The organism is Mariniflexile fucanivorans, from assembly GCF_004341235.1.
Lineage (GTDB): Bacteria > Bacteroidota > Bacteroidia > Flavobacteriales > Flavobacteriaceae > Mariniflexile > Mariniflexile fucanivorans.
Genome location: NZ_SLUP01000003.1, coordinates 412,389 through 437,881 on the forward strand (window position 1 = coordinate 412,389; position 25,493 = coordinate 437,881).

The 25,493-nt window shown below is 32.6% G+C and carries 22 protein-coding genes; 2 read left to right on the forward strand and 20 right to left on the reverse strand.

Annotation, left to right across the window (positions count from 1 at the left end):
* Nucleotides 1-2 precede the first annotated feature (2 nt).
* The 19 genes from EV196_RS08280 to EV196_RS08370 form a co-directional block, all read right to left on the reverse strand.
* Nucleotides 3-3,017: a SusC/RagA family TonB-linked outer membrane protein gene (locus EV196_RS08280; protein ID WP_132217236.1), complete on the reverse strand. Its 3,015-nt coding sequence runs from the start codon at nucleotides 3,015-3,017 to the stop codon at nucleotides 3-5.
* 398 nt (nucleotides 3,018-3,415) lie between these two features.
* The gene (locus tag EV196_RS08285) at nucleotides 3,416-5,068 is read right to left on the reverse strand and encodes a sodium/sugar symporter (RefSeq protein WP_132217238.1); all 1,653 of its coding nucleotides are present in this window, start codon (nucleotides 5,066-5,068) and stop codon (nucleotides 3,416-3,418) included.
* 315 nt (nucleotides 5,069-5,383) lie between these two features.
* Nucleotides 5,384-5,971 carry a DUF6515 family protein gene (locus tag EV196_RS08290; protein ID WP_132217240.1) on the reverse strand — a complete coding sequence of 196 codons (588 nt, stop codon included), beginning with the start codon at nucleotides 5,969-5,971 and terminating at the stop codon, nucleotides 5,384-5,386.
* A 448-nt stretch (nucleotides 5,972-6,419) separates the two neighbouring features.
* Nucleotides 6,420-7,226 (reverse strand): universal stress protein, encoded by an 807-nt coding sequence (locus EV196_RS08295; RefSeq protein ID WP_132217242.1) that lies wholly within the window; start codon nucleotides 7,224-7,226, stop codon nucleotides 6,420-6,422.
* Between the two features lie 177 nt (nucleotides 7,227-7,403).
* A complete protein-coding gene (locus EV196_RS08300; RefSeq protein ID WP_243652208.1) occupies nucleotides 7,404-8,132 on the reverse strand; it encodes a hypothetical protein in 729 nt (242 codons plus the stop codon).
* A gap of 110 nt (nucleotides 8,133-8,242) precedes the next feature.
* On the reverse strand, nucleotides 8,243-8,977 hold the full coding sequence (locus EV196_RS08305; protein WP_132217246.1) for a LytR/AlgR family response regulator transcription factor: 735 nt from the start codon (nucleotides 8,975-8,977) through the stop codon (nucleotides 8,243-8,245).
* 3 nt (nucleotides 8,978-8,980) lie between these two features.
* Nucleotides 8,981-10,015, reverse strand: a complete 1,035-nt coding sequence (locus EV196_RS08310; protein ID WP_132217248.1) for a sensor histidine kinase — start codon at nucleotides 10,013-10,015, stop codon at nucleotides 8,981-8,983.
* A 7-nt stretch (nucleotides 10,016-10,022) separates the two neighbouring features.
* Nucleotides 10,023-11,243 (reverse strand): ABC transporter permease, encoded by a 1,221-nt coding sequence (locus EV196_RS08315; protein ID WP_132217250.1) that lies wholly within the window; start codon nucleotides 11,241-11,243, stop codon nucleotides 10,023-10,025.
* Between the two features lie 2 nt (nucleotides 11,244-11,245).
* Entirely contained in the window at nucleotides 11,246-11,989 is a 744-nt protein-coding gene (locus EV196_RS08320; protein ID WP_132217252.1) for an ABC transporter ATP-binding protein, read from the reverse strand.
* 6 nt (nucleotides 11,990-11,995) lie between these two features.
* On the reverse strand, nucleotides 11,996-13,201 hold the full coding sequence (locus EV196_RS08325) for an efflux RND transporter periplasmic adaptor subunit (RefSeq protein ID WP_132217254.1): 1,206 nt from the start codon (nucleotides 13,199-13,201) through the stop codon (nucleotides 11,996-11,998).
* Between the two features lie 12 nt (nucleotides 13,202-13,213).
* Nucleotides 13,214-14,545 carry a TolC family protein gene (locus EV196_RS08330; protein ID WP_132217256.1) on the reverse strand — a complete coding sequence of 444 codons (1,332 nt, stop codon included), beginning with the start codon at nucleotides 14,543-14,545 and terminating at the stop codon, nucleotides 13,214-13,216.
* A gap of 403 nt (nucleotides 14,546-14,948) precedes the next feature.
* Nucleotides 14,949-15,248, reverse strand: a complete 300-nt coding sequence (locus EV196_RS08335) for an EF-hand domain-containing protein (RefSeq protein WP_132217258.1) — start codon at nucleotides 15,246-15,248, stop codon at nucleotides 14,949-14,951.
* A 66-nt stretch (nucleotides 15,249-15,314) separates the two neighbouring features.
* A complete protein-coding gene (locus EV196_RS08340; protein ID WP_132217260.1) occupies nucleotides 15,315-17,150 on the reverse strand; it encodes an FAD-dependent oxidoreductase in 1,836 nt (611 codons plus the stop codon).
* Entirely contained in the window at nucleotides 17,147-17,776 is a 630-nt protein-coding gene (locus tag EV196_RS08345) for a ferric reductase-like transmembrane domain-containing protein (protein ID WP_132217262.1), read from the reverse strand. The genes EV196_RS08340 and EV196_RS08345 overlap by 4 nt, the downstream gene beginning before the upstream one ends.
* An 11-nt stretch (nucleotides 17,777-17,787) precedes the next feature.
* Nucleotides 17,788-18,003 carry a 4Fe-4S dicluster domain-containing protein gene (locus EV196_RS08350; RefSeq protein ID WP_132217264.1) on the reverse strand — a complete coding sequence of 72 codons (216 nt, stop codon included), beginning with the start codon at nucleotides 18,001-18,003 and terminating at the stop codon, nucleotides 17,788-17,790.
* Nucleotides 18,004-18,317: 314 nt separating this feature from the next.
* A complete protein-coding gene (locus EV196_RS08355; protein WP_132217266.1) occupies nucleotides 18,318-19,046 on the reverse strand; it encodes a LytR/AlgR family response regulator transcription factor in 729 nt (242 codons plus the stop codon).
* 42 nt (nucleotides 19,047-19,088) lie between these two features.
* Nucleotides 19,089-20,132, reverse strand: coding sequence for a sensor histidine kinase (locus EV196_RS08360; RefSeq protein ID WP_132217268.1), 1,044 nt, complete (start codon nucleotides 20,130-20,132; stop codon nucleotides 19,089-19,091).
* A 4-nt stretch (nucleotides 20,133-20,136) separates the two neighbouring features.
* Nucleotides 20,137-20,469 (reverse strand): DUF4907 domain-containing protein, encoded by a 333-nt coding sequence (locus tag EV196_RS08365; protein WP_132217270.1) that lies wholly within the window; start codon nucleotides 20,467-20,469, stop codon nucleotides 20,137-20,139.
* Nucleotides 20,470-20,744: 275 nt separating this feature from the next.
* Nucleotides 20,745-21,731, reverse strand: a complete 987-nt coding sequence (locus EV196_RS08370; protein ID WP_132217272.1) for a Kelch repeat-containing protein — start codon at nucleotides 21,729-21,731, stop codon at nucleotides 20,745-20,747.
* A 239-nt stretch (nucleotides 21,732-21,970) separates the two neighbouring features.
* Here EV196_RS08370 and EV196_RS08375 point away from each other — a divergent pair, with 239 nt between their 5' ends.
* Nucleotides 21,971-23,287, forward strand: coding sequence for a DUF4270 family protein (locus tag EV196_RS08375; protein WP_132217274.1), 1,317 nt, complete (start codon nucleotides 21,971-21,973; stop codon nucleotides 23,285-23,287).
* Nucleotides 23,277-24,527, forward strand: coding sequence for a hypothetical protein (locus tag EV196_RS08380; RefSeq protein WP_132217276.1), 1,251 nt, complete (start codon nucleotides 23,277-23,279; stop codon nucleotides 24,525-24,527). Before EV196_RS08375 ends, EV196_RS08380 begins: the two co-directional genes overlap by 11 nt.
* A gap of 88 nt (nucleotides 24,528-24,615) precedes the next feature.
* Here EV196_RS08380 and EV196_RS08385 read toward each other — a convergent pair whose 3' ends face one another.
* Complete coding sequence (locus EV196_RS08385; protein WP_132217278.1) at nucleotides 24,616-25,410, reverse strand: carboxylesterase family protein; 795 nt, start codon at nucleotides 25,408-25,410, stop codon at nucleotides 24,616-24,618.
* Nucleotides 25,411-25,493 lie beyond the last annotated feature (83 nt).

Sequence of the window (25,493 nt, forward strand, 5' to 3'; positions counted from 1 at the left end):
TTTTAAAATTTTAAATTAAGGCTAAAATTAACCGCTCTAATTGTTGGATAATTTCCAAAATCGAAGCCTTGAGTTGTATTACCCGTTGAACTACTCGAACTATCTGCAAAGTAATTAACTTCAGGATCTAAACCAGAGTAATTTGTAAACGTTAATAAATTCTGTGCACTAACTGTTATTCTAACGCTGCTCATACCGAACTTTTCTGTAATAGCTTCAGGTAAATTATACCCTAACGCTATATTTTTTAATCTAATATAACTACCATCTTCGATAAAACGAGACGACAAATCTCTTCTATTTGCAATACGAGGAATGTTTGAGCTTGTATTTGTTGGTGTCCATGCGTTTAAAACATCTTTAGAAGCGTTTGAATCACCATTATACAACTGTACATTTGTTAGATTAAAAATCTCACCACCTTGAGAACCTTGAAAAAAGATACTCAAATCAAAGTTTTTGTATGTAAAACTATTAGTTATACCAAAAGTATAATCTGGATTAGGATCTCCTAGTATTTTTCTATCATCTGAAGTAATTACACCACTTTCATCTACATCTGTATACAATGGATCTCCAGCTACAGCTCCTGCTAAAGTAGCTGTACCTACTGGTAAAGTACTGCCTTGCCAAACGCCACGAGACTCAAAACCATAAAAGACACCTGCAGCTTCTCCTTCTCTTAAAATATGTGTATCCTGTCTACTAAAATAACTAGGGGATGCATCTAATAATATATCTTTACCGTTAAGTAAGGTAATTATTTCATTTTTATTGGTAGCCCAGTTAAAATCTGTTGTCCAACTGAAATTTTCATTATATATATTTTTAGTATTTAAATTAATTTCAAATCCTTTATTATTAACCTCACCAACATTTCTTAAACTAGCTGCTGTAAGAAAACCTAAATATACTGGTTGGCTTGTATCTGCTATTATAAGGTCTTTCGTATCAATATTATAATAATCTAAAGAAAGAGAAATTTTATTATTCAACATACCTAAATCTAAACCTATATTAGTTTGATAAGAGGTTTCCCATTTTAAATCTGCATTAGCAGCTTGATTTGGCACAACAGCACTTACTATATCGCCTCCGTACATACCACTAATATTATCAAAACTAGCTAATGACTGATAAGCTGAAATTGCTTGGTTTCCTGTTAGACCATAACTGGCTCTTAATTTCAAATTTGAAATTTTGTCATTACCTTTTAAAAAGTTTTCATTTGATATTTTCCAACCTATAGCACCAGAAGGAAAAATAGCGTATTTTTCATTTTTAGCAAAGTTAGATGACCCATCTCTTCTTACGGTAGCTGTTAATAAATATTTATCATCATAATCGTAATTCATTCTTCCGAATTGAGATTGAATCTCTTGTTCTGTTAAAGATGAAGTAGGAATTAAAGTAACATTACTACCCGATAAGTTATAGAAAGAAAAATCATCATCAATAAAGTCTTGAGCTCCTGCTCCAAATCTAAATGTTTTATTTTTTTGGTATGAATACCCTGCTAACAATGTTAAAGCACCTTTTCCAATTTCTGCATTATACGTCAAGTAATTTTCACTTAATAACGTTGTAGATCTTCTATTATTAATTTCAGCAGTTCCTCCTTTACCTCCATCATTAGCAAGTAATGTTGATGGAACATAAGTACCAATTGTTTCATTAACAGAACTAAAACCAAATGTAGTTTTAAAAGCAAGATTTTCTAAAATATCATAATTTGCATACAAGTTTGTTCTATAATTGTCTGTTTTAGTTTCATTTACACGTTCAGTAGCAACAGCATATGGATTATCAACATTTTCTCCTATTGAATTTGTTGTATTTTTTCCAGTTAATGGATCTTTTATTCCTCTATCAGGCGTAAACCTAAACATTAATGAAATTACATCATCACCACCACCATTTGCTGAATCTCCACTTGATTGTGTAGACACTCCATTTTTTGCACCTATACTTCCAAAAAGATTCATCCCTAATTTTAACTTATCTGTTACTTGCGCATCAATATTTGACAAGAACGTTAGTTTTTCAAAATCAGAATTTATAATGATACCATCTTGTTTAAAATAATTAGCAGAAGCATAAAAATTTATGTTATCACTTCCTCCAGAAAAAGAAAATTGATGATTTGCAGTACTTCCTGTTCTATACAATAAGTCTTGCCAATCTGTATCTCCTGAGCCTTGAACATAACCAGGATTTCCTGCTATAGTTTGTTGATAATTTGCAAATTCATCTGCATTTAATAAATCTAATTTATTTGCAGTATTTTGAACAGAATAACTAGTATTTAACTCAACAGATAATTTACCACTTTTACCTTTTTTGGTAGTTACCATAACAACACCATTTGAACCTCTAGAACCATATATAGCAGTTGCAGATGCATCTTTTAACACCTCCATAGATTCGATATCATTTGCTTGTGGCATACTTGCACCCACAAAACCATCTACTACAATAAGTGGATCACTACTTGCATTAATAGATGTATTACCTCTAATTTTTATACTAATAGGAGCTCCAGGCTCACCACCATTATTAGATTGTACCACCACACCAGCTGCACGTCCTTGAAGTGCTTGAGTTGCATCTCCCAATGGAAAAGCAGCTAACTCTTCAGATTTTACCGAAGATACAGCTCCTGTAATATCACTCTTTTTACGAGCTCCATAACCTACCACAACAACCTCGTCAAGTTGACTTGCATCTTCAGCTAACGAAATATTTATTTTCTTTTGACCTGTAACAGTGACTGTTTGGGAAATATATCCCAAGAAAGAAAATTTAATTTTTTCACCAGCTTTGACTTCTAACTCATAGTTTCCATCAAAATCTGTAGCAGCTCCTCTAGAAGTATTTGCTACAATTACATTCACACCCGGAATAGGAACATTATTTTGGTCCGATACAATACCTGACAACAAGTACTTATCCTGTGCAAATAATGAAATATTGTAAAACAATATTCCAATTAAAATTAGTTTAGTTTTTAAATTCATTTGTCATTCATTTTAGTTAATTAATGTACTTTTTAATTATTACTTGTGGTAAACCAATCTGGTTTCCTAAACTGGTTTACCAAACTGGTCTGCCAAATATATGTTATTTTTATGTTAAATCCCGTATAAAAAGCAAAAAAATTAAATACAACCCTAAAAATTTGACGATTTGATAAAAAACAGATGAATTACGACCTATTACAAGTTAAGCTATCGGATAAGTTAAGCTCTTTTGAAAATATTTTTACCTGTTTAAAACTTTTAAAAACCAAAAAAACCTGTTAATCAAACAATTAACAGGTTTTCAAAATGAATTGACAGGTTCTTGTGTCGTTATGGTTTAAAAGAAGATATTATAGTACCAATCTCAAAATAATATACAAGATATTTTTTTCGATTTAATTCCAAAAAGAAGCATAAAGAGCAGCTACTATAAGCAACACAGCAAATGCACCAATATTGAACAATGGACTCGTTTTAAACGATTCTTTAGTTATTATAATCCCTTTTTCATCATCTGCACCTTTATGTTGCATATAACTAACAAGTGCAATTACACCCATTGTTAATAATAATGTATAACCCATTTGGTCCATAAACGGGACATCTACAAATATGGATGCTGTAGACCATCCGTTTGGTGCTACTTTAAAATACAAGGCTATTGGAATGGACACCAAAGCTCCTACAATAGCGGCTTTGTTGGTTGTTTTCTTCCAGAACAATCCTAATATAAACACGGCTAATATACCTGGACTCACAATACCCGTGTACTCTTGTATAAACTGAAACGCTTGGTCAATGCCTCCTAATAAAGGTGCCATGATACCTCCAATTACTAATGCCACTGCTGCAGATAACCTACCTACATTAACGGTTGCCTTATCACTGGCGTTTGGGTTTATATATTGTTTGTAAATATCCATGGTAAAAATAGTGGATGTTGAATTTAACATAGATGCCAGTGAAGAAACGATGGCTGCTGCCAAGGCTGCAAATGCGACCCCTTTCATGCCCGTTGGCAAAAATTGTAATAACCATGGGTAGGCTTTATCGGCCTGTTCCAATGAAGGTAAATTATGTAATGCTGAATCTCCTAACCGTGCCATAATCTCTGGATCATTGATCATAACATAGGCAGCAATTCCAGGCACTACTACAATTACTGGGATAATTAACTTTAAAAATGCCGCAAGTAAAATCCCTTTTTGTGATTCCTTTAATGATTTTGCAGCTAAGGTTCTTTGAATGATGTATTGATTGAAACCCCAATAATATAAATTGGCAACCCACATACCGCCAACTAAAACACCGATACCGGGCAACTTATCATAGTATGCGTTGGTTTCATCAAAAATCATAGCAAAGCGTTCTGGGGTAGCTTCATAAACCGTTTTAATACCTGAGATAACGCCTTCACCACCTGAAACGGTGTTTAATGCGATGTAGGTTGTTACCAATCCTCCTAACACCAAAAATATAACCTGTATGACATCGGTCCAGGCTACTGCCGAAAGTCCGCCATATAACGAATAGGCCGCGGCAAATAATGCCAACCCTATAACACCATAAATCATAGGAATCCCCATAATGGTCTCCAAAGCCAAACTACCTAAGTAAAGTACCGATGCGAGGTTTACAAACACATATAAGGCAATCCAGAATACTGCCAATATTGTTTTTAGATTGGTAGAAAACCGCTTTTCAACAAACTCCGGTATAGTGTAAAGTCCTTTTTCAATGAAAATGGGCAAAAAGTATTTACCTACTATAATTAAAGTGATGGCAGCCATCCATTCATAGGATGCTATAGCAAGCCCTAATGCAAATCCTGAACCGGACATACCAATGAATTGTTCTGCAGAAATGTTCGCTGCAATTAACGATGCCCCAATGGCCCACCATGGCAATGATTTACTCGCCAAAAAATAATCCTCAGCGTTTTTTTGATGTCCGTCTTTATCTCTGGAAACCCATAACCCGACCCCTAATATTAAAACGGCGTAAGCGATGAAAATAAAATAATCCCAGAATTCAAAATGTGTTGTCATATTCGTAGTTAGTTTAGTTATGTGGTTAATTTAAATTTTTATTTATTAGAATCAGGTTTTTATAAAACACTTTAATTTGCGGTTTCCAAATTTAACATTTTAGACCATCTAAACCTTAATTAATGCTTCTAATTTTTCAAGTTTTTCTTTTGCTAAATGGTATTGCTGTCTTGCATTTTTATTGAGATTAAGTTTATATATTATATTTCCTAAGACCATTTTCCATCTATCTCATCTTTAATACCAAATAGAAAAGGAGGTTTTTTTTTAAAACCTCCTTTTCCTTAACTAAACAATAAACTAATCAAACTATTTTTATTCCATATCTATTATACCAACCACCTCGTAAGCCCTGGTACCATTTACTTGTATTTTTTCATATAATACGTTTGCATATTCGTAATATGTTTGCCCATCAATAACTACTTTTTCATAATCTGCTGGAAGTTCGTATACGATGGTTCCCATTTCTGGATCTACAACTTCATAAGCATTATTAATTTGAACATAAAAGATGCCTTGAGCATTAAAATAATTGTAATTATTATGTCTAACTCTTACAAAATTAGGAGGTAAAGTGTTTATTCTAAATCCAACTTTTGGAGCAATAACAATATATCGACCTCTAGATTGTGTGTAAAACTTATTATTGGCATAGTAATAATCTTGTCCATTTTGCTTTACAACCGTTCTGTTGGGTAATGCTCTTACTGCAACCACCTTTTTTTGAGGTGTTTTATAAGTAACCTTTGTACTGGGCACTCGCCTGATAGTAGTAGTTTTTGTAACCGTTGTTGTTCTTGGGGTACTAGTTGTACTACGACGTGTTTGTGCCGAAATTTGTGTAACACAAGCTATTAGAAATAGCACTGGTACTGCGTATAATTTAATAAATGTTTTCATGATTAATAAGATTTTATATTCAACTTTTTCAATACTTTGACTTGATTTTATTTGAATAGTTTAAAGATATTTCTATTGTATGTATAAAAAAAGAAGAATAGACCAGTGCCTATAATGTATCTATGGATAGAATGAATTTATAGATACAAGAAGACCAGAATACTTATAAATTGAATAAAAGAGGAATAACAAACAATTCGGTAATAATACCTAATAAGTAGTGTCAAACATATTTTTTAAATATTCCAAACCTTTTACAGACAACAGTGTATATACAAAAAGTGAATAAATAAATGCTATTGGTTTTTTATGTTTAAGCTTAGTTTATAGATCGCTTAGACACCAATAACTAAAATAGGTTTATTGACCAAGAGATGTTCAATTGGTCAAAAACAAAAAAAAAGGATTTCTAATAAACTATTAAAAGATTAATATTAGCCCTTAAATACTATTCAATAGGAATTGAAAATAATGGAATGTTTAAACCGGAAGCCATAACCCTAGTTTTGCTTTTATGGATTATAGACTCCCAAAAACCATATTTTTTTGGAATCATTACTAATAAATCAGAATTGGATTTTGTAATTTCTTTTTCAATGGCTTCAATTACCGTATTTGATTTTACATTTTTATATAAAATGGTAACATCTTCCAATTCATTGTTAATCTCATCTTGCGTTAAGGTTTTCAACTCAGTTATTTTTTGTTCAACATAAAAAACGGTAACTTCAGATTTTAGCCGAATTGCTAGGTCTCGCAATTTCGCCAATGTTTTTAATGGGATGTCTTGTAACAAGTCGCAAGCAAATAGAATATTTTTAATTCCAGTAAATTTAGCCTCTATAGGAACCGCCAAAACAGGAAAACGCTTCATACTTATTAGGGTTGTAGCAGGATTCCCTAATAAATTTTGTTCTATGGATTTTGATGACATTCCTATAACTAAAAAACGACAATTAAATGCTTTCATTAAACGGTCTACTTCCTGATCTAAACTCACATATTTACATTTGTACTCCACTTGAATATCAAACTTCTTTATTAAATCTAAAGCCATTTCTTTTAATCGACTTCTATTTTTTTTTATTAAACCTTCTACAAATGTTCCTGATAACCTTGCGGTTGAAGCATGATCGGGTACTTGAAAGGCATTAAAAAGAATTAGCTTTGTTTTAAGTTCTTTGGCTAATGATGCAGAATATAATACGGCGTTGTATGATAGATTTGAAAAATTTGTGGCTACTAAAATGCTCATAATTTAATTTGTATGTATTACCATCAAAAATACACGTTTTAGATGAATAAATAGTAGTAAAAACAAGGTTCTTATTGGTCAAAAAATGATGTTTTACTAAAAAAACCAGTTTCCTTTCCTATACTTTTAAGGCAATAGCATAAGGGTACTAAATAGAAACCTAAATACTTCAAAACACTAATTTAATTCTTGTTTTAGCTTAGTGATTAATATTTTTGTTTTACCACGTAACTTTTTGGCATTATCTAGCTGTAATTGAGTTTGCAATAATCGATCTACAATAATATTTTGATATTCCTTATTAGCGAGCAAACCGGCATAGTCCGATTTATTTCCAAATGCTTTAATGCGTTTATATTTTAAATCTTTATCAGGAAGCATGTCTGCTAAGGAAATATAACTTTCTAAAACAGGTTTTAACCGATTGGTAATTATAGTTCTGATTTTTTGGTCTTGGTCTCTAAATTCCTGAATCCTGTTGGGATACATAATTATCAAATCTTTTAATTCTGTACTTTCAATAAATTCGAATTTTGTGGTATTAACAATCGAATTTATAGAGCCATCTAATAAACTCATCTCTTTGTTATTTATCTTAATAATTGTGTCCCTTGCTCCTTGGGTTATTTCACGCGGATTTTTGCCAACATAATTCAAGGTGTTTTCCAGATAAGTTATGGTTCGTGGATAATCGTCAATTAAAGAACATAATAAAGTTAAATTCGTATTTAACTCTTCGTTTAAATTATTATATATTTTTTGCTCTATCAGATTGTTTTTGCGAATATCATTCAAATTATTTAATTTATATGCAATGGAAATACTAATTACAATCAGCACTATTTCACCTAAAGCATATATTATATAGGTTTTGAATTTGTGCGAGACTATCAAATTTTGTCTCATTCTACGGAACAATCTCATAAATAAATTTTAAAGTGGAGGATAAATTTAATGTGTAACAACCCTATACAGACAGGCTGTAGATTAATATGCTAAATGAAAATGTTTAGGAATTACAGGTTTAAAGAATTGGAATTTATATACTCTAAAAATTTGCTTTTATATTGTTCTGAAACCGTGATACGCTGCTTGTTGATAATAATTTGACTACGCTCAACAACTTCAACATTTTTAAGCGCGACAATAAAAGAACGATGCACACGCATAAATTTTGTTTCCGGCAATTCTTCTTCTAAAGATTTTAAACTCATGAGAGTTAATATAGGTTTTGGATTGTCTTTCAACCATATTTTAATATAATCTTTAAGGCCTTCAAAATAAAGCACATCTTCTAGTTTAATACGTAGTTGCTTGTATTCGGATTTTACAAAAAGAAATTCTTTTTCCTCTGAAATGATGGTTGGCTTGTTTCCTTTTAACAACTCAAACCAAGTTCTGGCTTTGTTGGCAGCCGCTAAAAATTCAGCATAATCAAAAGGTTTCAACAAATAATCTAGCGCTTCAACTTTAAAGCCTTCTAAAGCATATTGATCGAATGCCGTAGTGAAAATTACGCGAGTTTCTTTTGGTAGCATTTTAGAAAATTCGATACCTGTTAAATCGGGCATTTGTATATCTAGAAACAGTAAATCTACAGGTTCATTTTTTATAAATTCCATCGCTTCAATGGCACTATGGCATTTCTTTTTCAGTACTAAAAAAGGTGTTTTTTCAACATAACTTTCTACTAAATTAAGCGCCATGGGCTCATCGTCTACAATAACACAGTTTATTTTTAAATTACTCATAATTTATGCTGTTTCTATTTCTAAATGTACTAAAAACCGATCGTCTTTTACAATTGATTTAAAATCGTGCTTATTTGGATAAAGCAATTGTAAACGTTTTTCTAAATTTTGTAAGCCAATACCAGATCCGCTTTTATCATCCGACTGTTTAGGGAAATTATCATTTTCAATAGTGAACAATACGGTTTTTTCATTGCATACCATGGTAATATTAATATGGCTTTCCTTAATTGCAGAAACACCATGTTTAAAGGCATTTTCAATTAATGAAATAAAAAGTAAAGGTGCTATTTTAATTCCTGTTTCATTTGAAGGGAAGTTGTAAGTAACGGTTGTTTTGTCTGAAACACGCAACTTCATTAAATCGATGTATTTTTTCATAAAATCGATTTCTTTAGAAAGCAGCACCAACTCCAAATTGGTTTCATAAAGCATATAACGCATTAATTTGCTTAAGCTGTGTATGGATGTTTTTGCTTGTTCTGGTGAAATATCGACCAACGAATAAATATTATTAAGCGAATTAAAAAAGAAGTGCGGTTGCAATTGGTAATGTAAATGTTGCAGCTCTGATTGTAATTTAAAATTAGCAGCTTCTTTACGTTCTGCCTCAGTTTGCACCCAACGTTGTGTTGATTTTATGGCTATTGCAAAAAGCACGGGAGCTATATACGATAGCGCTTGTACATAAACAAACAATTGAACCGGAGGTCCTGCGTTAGTACCAGTAACAGGACGCTTTCTTACTAATTCTTGAAAAAAGGTGTTTTCAATATATTCCTTTAAAATTAGAAAGAATGCTATCAAGCCCAAATTAATTACTATAAACAGCAGTGTTTTTTTAGTGAATAGAAACCTATCTATAAACTTGAAATAATTAAGATAAAATATGATGGCATAAAACACTACGGGAATCCAGAAATGAGCAAATATCCTATTAATATCTTCCTGCCCGTAAGACAAAACGAATGGCATACTAAAAAGCACAAACCATACGAGTAAATGCGAAAGTCCTGTTATGTTTTTGTTTTTATTCATCAATTTATTATTCGTAACGCAATGCTGTAATAGGATCTAAGGCAGCTGCTTTTTTTGCAGGATACCATCCAAAAAAGATACCTGTAATTGCACAAACCGCAAAAGAAATTAATATAGAATACAACGCAACACTTGTTGGCCAATTTAAGAATTTTTCAATAAAAACTGTTGATGCAAGTCCTAGTATTACACCTAAGAGTCCACCTGTGATGCTTATTAAAATAGCTTCTATTAAAAACTGCATTAAAATATCCGAACCCTTTCCTCCTACAGCCATTCTTAAACCAATTTCTTTAGTACGTTCTTTTACTGAAACATACATAATATTCATAATACCAATTCCACCAATTAATAGGGAAATACTGGCTACAGCAACTAATAGAATGGTTAACATTTCGCTGGTAGAACTAAAGGTTGAAATTAATTCTTCCATAGAACGCACCGTAAAATCATCATCCACATTATCCAATAATTTGTGCTGTGCGCGTAAAATTTCAGTTACTTGTGTTACTGCTTCTGGGGCATCATCTTCACTCACAGCAGAAGCCATTATTTGATTTAAATAATCGATAGCTAAAATACGTTTTTGAACTGTTGTAAAAGGTGCAATAACCACATCATCCTGATCTTGACCAAAAGTATTTTCACCTTTTTCTTCTAAAACTCCAATTACTTTAAACGGAATATTATTAAATCGAATCATTTGTCCTACAGGATCCTGACCATCAGGAAACACATTGTCTACAACTGTTTGACCAATTAACACCACTTTTGAAGCTGAGTGTACTTCGGCATCTGTAAACATACTTCCACTTTGTAAGCCAACAACTTTAATATTAAGGTAGTCTGGATTTACGCCATAAATAGTACTTGGCCAGTTGTTGGAACCATTGATAACTTGTCCGCCACCGTTTACAACAGGTGTTATGTAGCTCAATAATTCAGATTTTTCTTTTATAACATAATAATCATTAAGCGTCAATGTTTGCACATCACCTCCACTTCCCCTAGCTGGACCTCTATCATCAGCACCAGGTCTAATAGTAATCATGTTTGAACCCATTGCAGAAATAGTTGTTCGTATACTTTCTTTTGAACCTTCACCAATTGCTAACATTGCTATTACTGAAGCTACTCCAATAATTATTCCCAACATGGTAAGCAATGTTCTTGTTTTATTAAGAATGATTGCTTTAAATGCGATTTTTAATAAATTTAGTAGTCTCATAATTAATCGTCTTGTTTAGGTAATTTGGCTAATTCATCTGCTGCAGATAGTATCTTATTATTTTTATAATCTTGCATAATATTTCCATCTTTTAAAACAATCGTTCGATTACTAAATGCCGCAATATCTGGCTCGTGCGTTACAAAAGTGATGGTAATACCTTTTTTGTTTAGGTCTTGAAACAAAGACATGATTTCGTACGATGTTCTGGTGTCTAAATTTCCAGTAGCTTCATCAGCAAGTATCATAACCGGGTTGTTAACCAACGATCTTGCAATGGCGACACGCTGTTGTTGCCCTCCAGATAATTGTGATGGTGTGTGGTCCATTCTATCGGCTAAACCAACCATTTCTAATGCTTTAATGGCGCGTTCTTTACGTTCTTCCGTTGAAACTTTGCTGTTATATAACAAGGGTAATTCTACGTTTTCCAAAGCCGAAGTTCTAGCCAATAAATTATACGATTGAAAAATGAACCCAATTTTTTCGTTTCTTATGGTTGCCAATTCATTTCTGCTCAAGTCTTTTACTTTAAGGCTGTCAATTTCGTACGTACCATCAGTTGGTTGATCTAAACAACCCAAAATATTTAACAACGTACTTTTACCAGACCCACTAGAACCCATTATGGTAACAAATTCACCTTCTTTAATAGAAAACGAAATGCCTCTTAACGCATGAACCGTTTCGGTTCCCATAATAAAATCACGTTTTAAGTCTTCTATTTTAATAATTTCTTTACTCATAACTTTTTACTTTTTTTTGTCTGATCCTGGTGGTTTTGGCATAAAAGGACTTTCGTTTGTGCCTCCTGGAGTTGCTTCAGATCTAGAAACACCTTTTAAACTATATACTAGTTTTTCGCCCGCGGATACACCACTCAATAATTGAACATTAACACCATCACTTGCACCTAAGGTGACTGTTTTTGGAGTAATGCTTTTATCGTTTCCAAGTATCCAAAGCGTTGTTTCGGTAGTGGATTGGCTGCTCGTATTTTGAGTTAAATTATGATGTGTGTTATAAGTCGCTAATGTTTCTGCTTCAGGTTTAAAATTGATAGCTTTAGCTTCCGCAGTTAAAACATCTTTTAATTCTAAAGTATAAATGGAAATGGTGGCCGTTAAACCTGGTTTTAGTTTTAAATCTTCATTTTCAGCTTTAATTACTACCGTATAAGTAACAACATTTGATGTTACTGTTGGATCTAAACGCACTTGGGTAACAACACCTTTAAAGGTTTCACCAAGATAAGCATCTACGGTAAATTCTACGCGTTGTCCTTCTTTAACCTGCCCTATATCAGCTTCATCTACATCTGCTTCTACCTGCATTTCTTTTAAATCTTGAGCAATTGTAAATAAGGTTGGCGTGCTATAACTTGCTGCAACAGTTTGTCCTTCATCTATATCTCTTGATAATACAACACCATCTATAGGTGAATAAATATTTGCATACCCTAAATTGGTTTTGGCTGATTGTAAATCTGATAAACGTTGTGTTACAGTACCTTTTGCAGTTTCATAATTGTATACGGCTTCATCAAAATCAGACTTACTAATTACTTGATTATCAAATAGTGTTTTTTGTCTGTCGTAAATAATTTTTGTGTAATTTCTTTGACTCACAGCATTTTCATAAGAAGCCTGAGCTTGTGTTAAAGATGCTTTTAAATTTGTTTTATCTAATTCCGCAATAAGCTGTCCTGCTTTTACAACACTGTTATAATCCACGTAAATTTTTTCAACCACGCCAGATACTTGCGTACCAACATCTACTTGGTTTATGGGTTCAATAGTTCCTGTGGCTGTAACCATAGTGGTTACATTTGCTTTTTTAGCTGAAACAGTTTTTGCTTCTATAATAATAGCATCGTCTCCTTTCATAAACGTGAAAGCTATAATAGCAAGTAGCACTACTACAACGCTACTTATAATGATTGTTTTTTTATTTTTCATGTTATTGTTTGATTAAAGTTTGATATCGTTTCCTTGGTAAAATTGTAATAATTGATGGTATAAAATATTTAAGTATTTTGCTTGTAAATAATTTTGTTGCGCATTTGTAAATGTGTTTTGACTAATTACTAAATCGGTGGTACTTAAATCACCCAATTCATACTTCTTTTGCGCAAGTTTATAAGATTGTTCTGCCGCATTTTTTGAGGCTTCGGAAGCAATAACTTGTTCTTGAGCCGATAGCGCATTTTGATACGCAGTTTCTACTTTTTTATACAATTCTTTTTCTGTGCTTTGCTTTTGAATTTGCGCTTTTTCAATATTAATAGTGGCTGTTTTTACGGCTGCTTTTGTTTGATTTCTGTTGAAAATGGGAATGCTTAATGATAAACCTATTCTCTGATTAAAATTAACATCAAACTGGTCTGAAAACGTATTATCATTAATGCTTGTATAACCAGATCCCACACTTCCTGTTAACGAAAGTGTTGGTAAATAGCCGCCTTTGGCAATATCCAGCTGTTTTTCGTTGGCAGCAATGTTTAGCATACTCACACTCATTTCTGGCATAAAGTTTAGGGCTTTGCTGTAAATCGCTATTTTATCAAGTTCCAGATTAATTAAATCCCTATTTTCATTTATGGTTTCAATTTCTAAATCTTCTAAAGGTGATAATTCTAATAATTGTTTAAGCTCAATTATGTATTGTTGATAGTCGTTTTTTGCGGCAATAACATTGTATTTGTTGGTTGCTGCCTGACTTTGTGCTTCGGTATAATCATTTAAGGCGATTGATCCCGCATCTAAACGGGCTTTGGCACGTAAAACTTCCTTTTCTGAAGCCGCTAAATTGTTTTCGGCAATACTGATACTTTCTTTACTGTATAGGGTTTGTAAATAGGTTTCAAGTAGGCTTAAAACAATGCTATTTTTTTCAACTTCTTCTTGAAAAACACTTTGCTCTAATAGTAATTTATTCTGTTTGATTTGATTGTTTATTTGATTTCCTTGGAACAACGTCATGCTACTATTAATACCTACATTGGTACTATTGATTTGGTCGGTTACATAATCGCTCGTAATAGGATCTATGGTATTTCCGCTAGAAAAATTTTGGGATGCAGAACCAAACAAATCTGGTAGTCGAGATGATTTTGCTTTGCTATAATCTACTTCTGAAATGCTTGTATTTAAAGAAGCATCTTTAACCGTAATATTGTTTTCTAAGGCATATGCAATACAATCATCTAAAGACCATATTTTTGGTTTTGAATTATTTGAAGCTTCTTGCGCAAATGTAAATTGCACAAATATTAAGCTTGCTATAATAATATATAATTTCATTTTTTGAGTGTTTTAATTTAACACTTCAAAGGTGACACTATATACTATTTAATAAAACTGTAATATATGTTTGAGGGCATTGGCTATACAGAAAGCGTTGTTTTATCGATGAGTTTTTTTAAAATATTACCAATAATGACTTAAAGTTTTCTGCTTTCTTTCTCCGCACTCTAAGTTCTTCTAATTGAATATGGAATAAAAAAGCTTCGCAATTTCTTGCAAAGCTTTTTAAACTAACTAACCAAACGATGATGTGAATTAATATTTAATTTCACATCTCAAATAATTCTAAAATGATTTTATTTCATGTATTTATTGGTTTTTGCTAAAGAATAACACCAAAAGGCTTATCGCTTTGCTGATGTTATGTTCCTTAAAATTAATATTAAACTTTTTTCGATTCTTAATTTCTGTCTGGTGGTCCACCTTGGCCACCTTGTCTTTCTGGTTTTGGAGCGTTTTTTAATTCAGCTTCCGATAAAAACCCGTCTTTATCAGTATCTATTTTAGAAAAATCGGTTTTCAACGGCCCACTGACTTCAGTTTTTGATAATTTTCCATCTTTATTAGCATCCATTTCTGATAATAATTTTTCAATACTTGGTTGTCCTCCTTTTTTGTTTTCTCCTTCAGAAGATTTACAAGATGCCAATAAGACAATGCCTAACATTGCAATTCCTAATTTTAATTTGTTTTTATTCATAGCTTTTGTTTTTTTATGATTTAAATATCTTTTGTGTTTTAACATTAAATTTTGGTACGCTTTAAACTAGCTGTTAAATTCAACTTTCGAATTTGTTTCAACAGTTGCCCATGTATTAAAAGGTTGTTTTTCTAATTGCATCGTGCCATCTTCAGCTTTAAAAATATTAATCCATGCTTGCCAGTTTTCGTTATCCAATTCTGGGTAATCCAATCTGTAATGGCTACATCTGCTTTCCTTTCGCATTAATGAGGCCCTTAATTTCATTTCGGCACTTATTACCATGTTTTTGGTTTCGTGTGCCAAACGTAATTCGTGCAAATTAGAAGCTCTTAAATGTGGCACATGATGGTCTCTTAATTCTTCAACATAAGCCAAAGCAGCTTTCATTAAGTTTTCCTTTTTAATGTAAATAATGAAATTAGGAATCATGATGCTTTGCAAGGTTTGTGTAACCCAGGCAGGACTGTATCCTGCTTCCTTTTTTAAAGGTGCTAATATGTCTTCTTCAATAGCGTTTAATTTTGATGCAGAAATGCTATGTGCTTTTATATTTTTACTGTATTTGGCCGCCGTTTCGCCAGCAATAGCACCTTGTACCGCAGAACCCGACAAAGACGAACCAATTTGTGTGTAAATACCTCCCGCCATATAAGATCCCAAGGCATCACCAGCGGCATATAATCCCGGAATAGTAGATTCGCATGTGTCGTTTATAGGAACCAGACCTTCAGCTTTGTGAATAGACATTCCAGCCGAAGAACCCCCAACTACACCTCCACCCATTCCCGGAGGTCCACCTTTACCTTCTTTTCCTGGAGGCCCATCTTCACCTTCTTTTCTTGGCGGTCTATCTTCTCCATCTTTTCTTGGAGGCCTTTTACCGTCCTTTTCTCCGTCTTTAGATGGTCCACCCTGTCCTTTTTCACTAGAAAATTCTTCTGGTCTATAGGGTCCACCGCTAACACTGTTTTCTTGTTTACCCATGCCTGGTCGACCCATTTGAGCAACACCTCCACTCATATATGCCATGTAATTCATGTCTACACCTAAATCGTGGCGAACTTCAATGCTTGTTGTACTTGGTTTTTGCTCGAACATATCTCCCCAACCATCGTAGCAAGCTGCAGGGTTTTCACCTCTTGCTGGATGCCCATCATTCCATTCCTTCCCTGTTACTTTAGCGCCAATATTATAAGCCATTACAGTACCATCATGGGTTAGATCGCAGATAGGGAATCCATTGGGTTTAAAACCACCTGCTCCTGTGCATAAAATAACACTTTTAGCTTGGTAAAACAGTACTTTTTGTTCGTCGATACTAAAACCAGCCGCACCTACCACTCGGTCATCTTCTTTTATTAAATGGGTTATGGTTACGCGTTCGTGCATAGGAATATTTCGTTCTTCTATCGGTTTACTAAAACTTTTATTATACAAGGAAGACTCAAAAAAGCCCCACTCTTTCAATTCGTTTACACGTGCCAAAGAATGTTCTGCCAATTGTCTGGTGTAAGTCTGATTATTAGTGCCAAGTGCAGAACGTGATACCTTTGCCACAAATTCATCAATACTTAATTTTTCCTTTTCTTTATCATAAGCAAAAATTCCTTTCGCAAATGGCGTTTGCCCCGAAGCTCCCAATCGGCCTTTAGAAACCAACATCACTTTAGCCCCGGCATCATGCGCTTTTACTGCAGCAAATAAACCTGCCATTCCACCGCCAACAACTAAAACATCTGTGTTTATAGTGTTTTTAAGAATGGTGTCTGCATCAATTTCAGGGTTATTTAAAGCCCAATCTATATTCATTCCCAACCCAGCAATGGCCGCAAAACCTACACCGCCACCCGCTAAGGCTATGAATTTTCGTCTTGACAAATTATTAGTTTCTGTTTTCATTTTTTTGCAGTTTTAAATAAATTAGTTCTTATTAAATAGAACATCCCGATGGCAACCATTAATATGTAGTAAATTGAAAATGACATATTACTATGTCTGCCCATGTCTACCACATGCCATGTAGCCGCGATTACAAAAAAGAGTGTTAAATAACCATGAAGATTTCTCCAGGTTTTATAATGTAAATGAAGTTTAAATCTAAAAAAAGCTGTAATCATTAAAATAAGCATACTTGCATAGGCAATTAAACCGAGAATGATTCCTGTGCTGCTAAACGTTGTTATTAATCTTAAAAAAGCATCAGAAGGTGTTACACCATTATCAAAAAACTTCGGAATAATTATAAAAAATGGATGGAATATTAAAATTGAAATGAATAAGTATCCAATAAATCTATGAATAGCTACCACATTAACCATTCGTATTTTCTTCATCAATTTATAATTCAATCGTGATGTGAAAAATTGCGATAGCAGTAAAGAAAATCCTAAAATAGTTACAATCGAAATGGTTTCCATCAAGGTAGTTCGCTTCTGAAAATTTCCTGAGAAGTATAAAAATAAAGGCATTCCTATAAATGTGATTATAAGAACAGAGAATCTTAGTATATAGCTTTGTGTCTTCATAATACTTTTTTTTAACCCCAGGAAACAATTACAGGAATCGATTTATCTGGAGTAATTACAATGGCATCAACAGGACAATACATTCTGCACAAATGGCATATTTGGCAGTCTTCAGGATATAAGATCTCTGCTTTTTTTGAATCAGGATTTAACCTGATAACATCGGTTGGACAGCTTTTTATGCACTCTTCGCAACCTATACAACCGTTTATACTTTTTATTGGCATTTTGTTGATTTTTTAGTTATTAGATTTAATTTTCAGTGTACATTCGAAGTGGTCATCTAAATACTGTATTTTTAATTTTGGATTTATTGAAGCAACTTGCTCAAAAGAAAAGAGTACTAATAATAAACTTACTATAAAGACATACAATATCATTTTTGAGGTTTTTTAATTTATACTTCAAATATGAAACTATATACTAGCTTATTAAAATGTAATAGATAATCGGGGGTATTGGCTATACAGAAAGCGTTGTTTTATCGATGAGAATTTTTGATAAACTTAAGTATTATTGATTATTATGTAGAAGATACAAATTAAACCCCAAAACGTTTTATAACATCATCTTTGTACGTATCGCCAATGGGTATTTGAATACCATCAACAATAATTTTGGTTTTTTGTAAGGCTTTGATAAAATCTGTATTGACGACGAACGATCTATGAACTCGTATAAAACGAGTTGCTGGTAGTTTGACTAATATATCCTTAAAACTTGAAAGGGTTAAAACGGCTTTATCAGCTTCGGAAGTATAAATCTTTATATAATCTTTTAAACCTTGAATGTATTTTATAGTATCAATGTTTATTTTAATGTTTTCGTATTCCGATTTTACAAAAATAAAATTGTCCTGTGTATTTGTTTGAGGGATTTCTATAGTTGTTTCCGTTTTTAATCCGTTTTTGTTTTCCAACTCATACTTTTCCTTGGCACGCGTTACGGCTTTTAAAAACCTATGAAACGGTATGGGTTTTACTAAATAATCGGTGGCATTTAGGTTGAAACCATCCAAAGCGTATTGCGGATAGGCCGTTGTAAAAATGAATTGCGGCATGTTATCCAATGCTTTTACCAAATCAATTCCGGTAAGGTTTGGCATTTCAATATCTAAAAAAATAAGATCTACTTTGTGCTTATTTAATAACGTAATAGCTTCTAAAGGGTTAGTGCATTTCACAACAATTTCAAGTCCACCAATTTGATTTATATAAGACTCGATAACATCTATCGCTAATGGTTCATCATCAATTATTACACATTTCATCTGGTTGCTTTTATTGATTTTATTGTTAAATAAAATAAGGCATCAACTTAATTTAAGCTCTAAATTTACAATAAATCTACCTTCTTTTTCCTCTACGGTAAGAATATGTTTATTAGAATACAAAAGTTCCAAACGTTCTTTAGTGTTTTGTAAACCAATGCCCGAACTATCTTTATCGGTTTTTCTATTACCTATAATGTTAATGCATTTAAAGTGCAAATCATCTCCATTAACATTAATTTCAATTTTAACTTCGGTATGTCCTTTAAAATCTGTTCCGTACTTAAACGCATTTTCAATAAAGGAAATGAACAATAAAGGTCTTATTTTTTGATTTGAAATGCTACCATGTATGTTTAATGTAACATCTGTATTATTGGCAATTCGCAACCGCTGTAACTTCAAATAATTTTGAATATAATCCAGTTCCTTGGCTAATGGCACAAATTCACTATTTGTTTCATACAACATGTAACGCATTAATTCCGATAAGGTTATAACGGCCTCTGGAGCATCGTTGGATTTTTTTGTAGTAAGCGAATAAATACTGTTTAATGAATTAAATAAAAAATGCGGACTTAATTGATGTTTTAAAAAGTGAAGTTCGGTAGATGATTTTTGTACTTCAATTTCTTTTTTCTTGCGTTCATTTCTGTTCCACTCTGTATAAACTCTAAAAGCAGTTCCTGTAGCCACTAATAACACGTTAAATATAAATGGGCCAATTAACTTTAAATGAAAAAAAGAGTTAGGTTTATTGTCTGGGAAAGGCGGTTTAAATTCTGGTCCCGGTTTGAATTCTGGTGTAAATTCATTAAAAATTAACGTTGATAATACCAGTAACACAAATACCAATATGGCATAAAGGCTTGTTTTGTTTTTAAGTAGAAAATGAGTAACTAAGTATGAATAATTAATATAGAAAAGTGCCATGTTCCCTACAAAAATTAGTGCAATGCGACTTAGCATTGCTTCTGTTTGCATCCTAGGTTGCAATAAATTAAAACAGATAAATACAGCCCAAATTGAAACGTGTAAAAGTATTTGTTTCCGTTTACGGTTATTTTGAACACCTACATTTTCCATACTACTAATTTATACCATTTAATGTAATACCAAGCTGTTTTAACTCTAAAAGTGAAATTTTCGGATTCATTTTCTTACCCAATTTTTCCTTAACCAAATTGGCGACCTTTTGAGCATCTTCCTCGGTGTAAAAAGACACATTATTTTGTATGGCTGGTATATAATCTTGTTTAATTAACAATGTATTGCGGAAACTAATACTATAACCATAGCCTGTTTCTGTTTTATAAACCTCTGTTTCAAAAGTATCTGTTTTTGTTTTGCTTATAATTACAAAAACTAAAATGGCGCTTAAAATTAATAATAGCGCTATCACAAATTTTGACTTCTTATCCATAATTAAAAATAAAAAAAATCCAAAGCACTCCTTTCAAATTTCTTAAGAGCTTGTGCTTTGGATTTAAAAAATTACTACTAATCAAATAATTTAACCCGATGGGTGCAATGAATGTATTAAATTGACAAATCCAAATTTTATATTATACTGAGCTTGTTAAAGTACAACATTGTTAGATCTTCGACAAGCTCGTAATATTTTGGAATTAATTGGATGACATCTTAATTTCATTTTTAAAATTATTGAATTAGACCCTATTGGTTAATTCAATAAAATTAATCTTCGTCATCATAATCATCTAACGGGAATAACTCATAAATATCATCTAAATACAAACTTCCTGTTCTACCCATTAACACAAAACCTCTACTGCCATTAGAAAAAGCAACAGCATCCTGACGCACAGTAGCCTCTAAATCAGATATTTCCTCCCATTCATCAAGCGTTGGATCGTATTCCCAAATGGAACCTACGGCACCTCCATAATAACCTGTTGCGATGTAACCTAAACCACCTATAGTTAATCCTACTGCATTAGATCGTACAACCGAATAATCATCATCTTCATCTAAATCGTTTTTACGAGTCCAAACTTCGGTAGTAGGGTCGAATTCCCAAAAATCAACTTTGTACAATCCGTTGTTTACTCCTGTTCCTAAGTACACTTTATCGTTAATAGTGAAGGTAGTTGCATCTATTCTTTTTTCACCTCCAAAACCTACAAGCTCCGACCATGAATCGGCAATTGGATCGTATTTCCAAAAATCTTTTTTATCATTATCCCCATCATTTCCAGTTCCAATATAACCTTTACCATTTATTCCAAATTCTACTGCAGCACGTCTTACTCCACCGCCAAAATCAGCTTTTTGAGTCCATTCGTTTGTAGTTGGGTTATATTCCCAAAAATCGCCCAACTCATCATCCCCATCAAAACCTACACCAACATAGCCTTTTTCATCTATAGCAAAACCAGATGCTGAACTTCTAGCAACTCCCTCAAAATCTGCTTTTTGAACCCAATAATTTCCTTCTATGTTATATTGCCAAAAATCATTTAAATAATCATCGCCATCATAACCGGTTCCCATATAACCAAAATTTCCAATAGTAAAACTAATGGAGTTACTTCTTGGAGTACCATCAAAAACCGAGCGTTCTTGCCAGTTACCTCTGTCTGTATCATCATCACTTGAACATCCTGTAAAAGTAAGGGACGCCATGGAAATTATTAATATTAAAAGTGTTTTACTATTTTTCATCTTTTATTTGTTTTATTCTTCTCAAATTTTTGGCAAATCTATTTTTTACATTCAACAAACCAAAAGATTATAGCTGTTCTGGCTATTAGTCTATACAAACACTGCTTTTTTAAAGACCAACGCCTCTAAATAAATTTGGTAGTAATTATTAGCCTATTGGCATATTAAAACCCTGTATTGGTATAACTAATTTTAATTGAAAAGGCCGTTTAATTAAGTTCGCCGAAATTATTTAATTTATGACCCTGAAGCAAGCCATTTTGGCGCCATTATATACCATTATACTTATTGGTGCATTATTAACATCTTGTACAAAAGATGAGGACAGTTTCCCAGTAGGAGAAGATTGGATAAACCTAGATACCCAAGTTTTTTATATTGATACACTAACCGTTAACACGAGTACCTTTAAGTTTGATTCTATTGCGGTTTCATCAACTAGCAGATTGTTAGTTGGTGCCTATACCGATCCTGTTTTTGGTTTAACTACTAGCAAAACCTACGCACAAATTACAAACTCTACCTACACTTTAAGCAGTAGTGCCGTTTATGATTCGGTTGCTCTAATTTTAAATTACGATACTTATTTTTATAATGACACCATTCCGGTTCAAAAAATAAATGTATATGAATTATTAAACGATGTTGAGCCCGATGAAGATGCAGATAGCTACTACAATACGACTGAAATTTCAGCAAATAGTGCTCCCATTGCCACTAAAAGTTTTTACGCAAAACCTATTAAAGACGATTCGTTACACGTTACACTGAATAATACCTTCGGAAAAACGCTTTTTGAAAATATAAGAGATAATAAAATTAATAATACAGATGAATTCTTAAAAACATATAGAGGTTTACTTATAGAACCCGATGCCAATAACACCGCTATATTAGGGTTTTTAAAAAGCAGCTTTATTAGAGTTTATTATACTATTGATGAAGAACTATCAACCGAAACTTCGCTTACTTTGGATATGCCTTTTAGTGAAACCAATAGCTTTCATAACATTTCAAGCGATGTACAAGGTACTGTTTTTGAAACTCTAACAGAACAAGAAACCTCTATATCAAGCACGGAAACAGGTAACAATAGTTTTATGCAATCTGGAACAGGAATCGCTACTAGAATAGACATTCCTAATGTAGAATCGTTATATGATATCGCTGGAACAGGAATTATAATTGATGCCAGCTTATCAATATCACTAAAACAAAATTCTAATACAGACAACCTCTATACAGAAGACTCTATGAACGTCTATATTATAGATAAAAACTCAGATATAGTAAGTGCTTTAACAGATACACAAGGGAATACCGTATTAGCTTCCATTACAAATGAAGACGCCGAATTTAACGTTACAACCTACACCATTCCTATTAAATATTTTCTAAATCTGAAACTAAATGATTTAAATGGAGAGAAGTATTATTTAGCCATATATCCTAAAGATTTTAATCAATCTGTAAACCGATATATATTTAATAATGAAGCTACTTCAAACAATTTAAAAACCAAAATCGAATTAATTTACGCTATTTATGATAAATAAATATATAATACTAAGCTTATTTCTGTTAGTATTTACGACGCTTACTAGAGCACAATCCAATGCTTTATCTAGCTCTCCATATTCATTATACGGTTTGGGTTTAACTAATGAAACATCTACTGGAAAAGTAAATGGTTTAGGTGGATTAGGAATTGCTATGCCATCAAACTCTTTTATTAATAATTCAAATCCTGCATCATTTGGAAATGTATTATTAAACTCGTTTCTATATGATTTCGGATTTAAAGCACAAACAAATTTTTTGGAAGATGGTAGCAGACAAAACTCGAACATAACAGCCAATTTTTCTAACATTGCACTCGCATTTCCTTTAACAAAACGGTCTGGATTTGGTATTACGCTTATCCCATTAACAAGTGTGGGTTACAGTATTTCGGATATTGAAACCAACATTGAAGGTACTAGCAGCAGTATTTTTGTTACCGATATAGAAGGAAATGGCGGCATCAACAATTTAAAACTTAATTACGGCTATGCCTTAACCAATAAATTTAGATTGGGTATTACGGGTTCTGCTCTATTTGGTAAAATAACCCAAACCGAAACCGATTATTTACCAAGTAACACCTTTATTATTGAAGATGAGAATTACTATTCTGGAGTTCGTGTAGGTGCTGGTTTTCAATATGATGCCCTTAAAAATTTATCCATTGGAGGTACCGTAGAATTACCAACAAGTTTAAACGGAACTAAATCGAGTACCATAACATTAAATACCACAGATTCTACAACCGATTTAACCGAAAACTCGGAAAGTTCTATTGATGATTTTAATTTACCCTTAGAACTAGGATTTGGATTAAGCACCACCTTTAAAAAAGATTTTTCATTAAATGTAGATTACAAAAAAAGCTTTTGGGACGACACCAACCAAACAGACCAATTAGGTACGTATGTAAACCAAAATTTATTTGCTATGGGTTTACAATATGCCGCCGAAAAGAAAGTATCTAAATTTTTTAACAATCTAGAATACCGTGCTGGTTTTAGTATTAATGATGGTAATTTAGAAGTAAACAATCAACGTATAAAAAATAGTACCTTGAATTTAGGAATTGGAATCCCTTTAGATCCTTACACAAATTCCATGATAAATATTGGGTACACCTACGGAAGTAAAGGACAAATTACCAACGGATTGATAAAGGAAAATTATCATTTACTATCCATAAACTTAAGCTTAGAAGGTATTTGGTTTCAAAAACGTAAAATTGATTAGGGTTTACAACTGTTTGGTGTAAATAGGTAATTTCCATCAAAAAAAGTGTAAATAAGTTTTAATTTGAAATCAATTTTATTTCTTGATTTCAATCTTTTACATTAGAAAACAACCAAGGCAATAGTTCCGTTTCAGAAAAAGCGGAATCCCAACTATTATGATTGTCTTTGGCATATAATGTGAAATTAGGTTTGCCACCGTATTCTAAAATACCACTCACCATTTTGATTGATTCCAAAGGATTTACAACATCGTCATTAGCCCCATGAAAAACCCAAAAAGGAGTCGTTTTAGCATATACTTTTGCGGTCTCAGGGTTTCCAGCACCACAAATAGAAAATGCCGCAGCAAATAATTCAGGGTTTCTGTAAACAATTTCAAAAGTCCCCATACCTCCCATAGATAGACCGCCTACATAAATTCTATGTTTATCTACATAGGTTTTGGTGCTTACATCGTCCATTAATTGCATCAATAAGCTTAGTGCTTTAGTTGGTTTAGCATCTAAAGGAAACTCCATTTTTAAAGGCAAAGTTGACCGATCTATTATAGCATTGGACCAATAACTATCTTCTGAACATTGTGGAAAAATAACGATAGCCTGAAAATCATCTCTATTTTTTTCTGAAGTAAATAAGTTACCGCCGTTTAATAATTGCACCTCGTTATCATTTCCTCTTTGGCCAGATCCATGAAGAAATAACACCACTGGATATTGCTTTGTTTTATCGAAATTCTTAGGCATCATTAAACGATATGGCAATGTATCCGATTGTTGAATAAAATATTCTTTTGAATACAATACGCCATCCTGTGCTATCAATACATTCGATATGGTTAATAAAAATACTGCGAATGTATATTTTATAAGCTGTTGAACCATCTTTTAATTTTTTAATATTTTGAACTCTATTTTGTTAAATCCTATTACATATTCAGTTGCCATAAAACATACTACAGCATAAT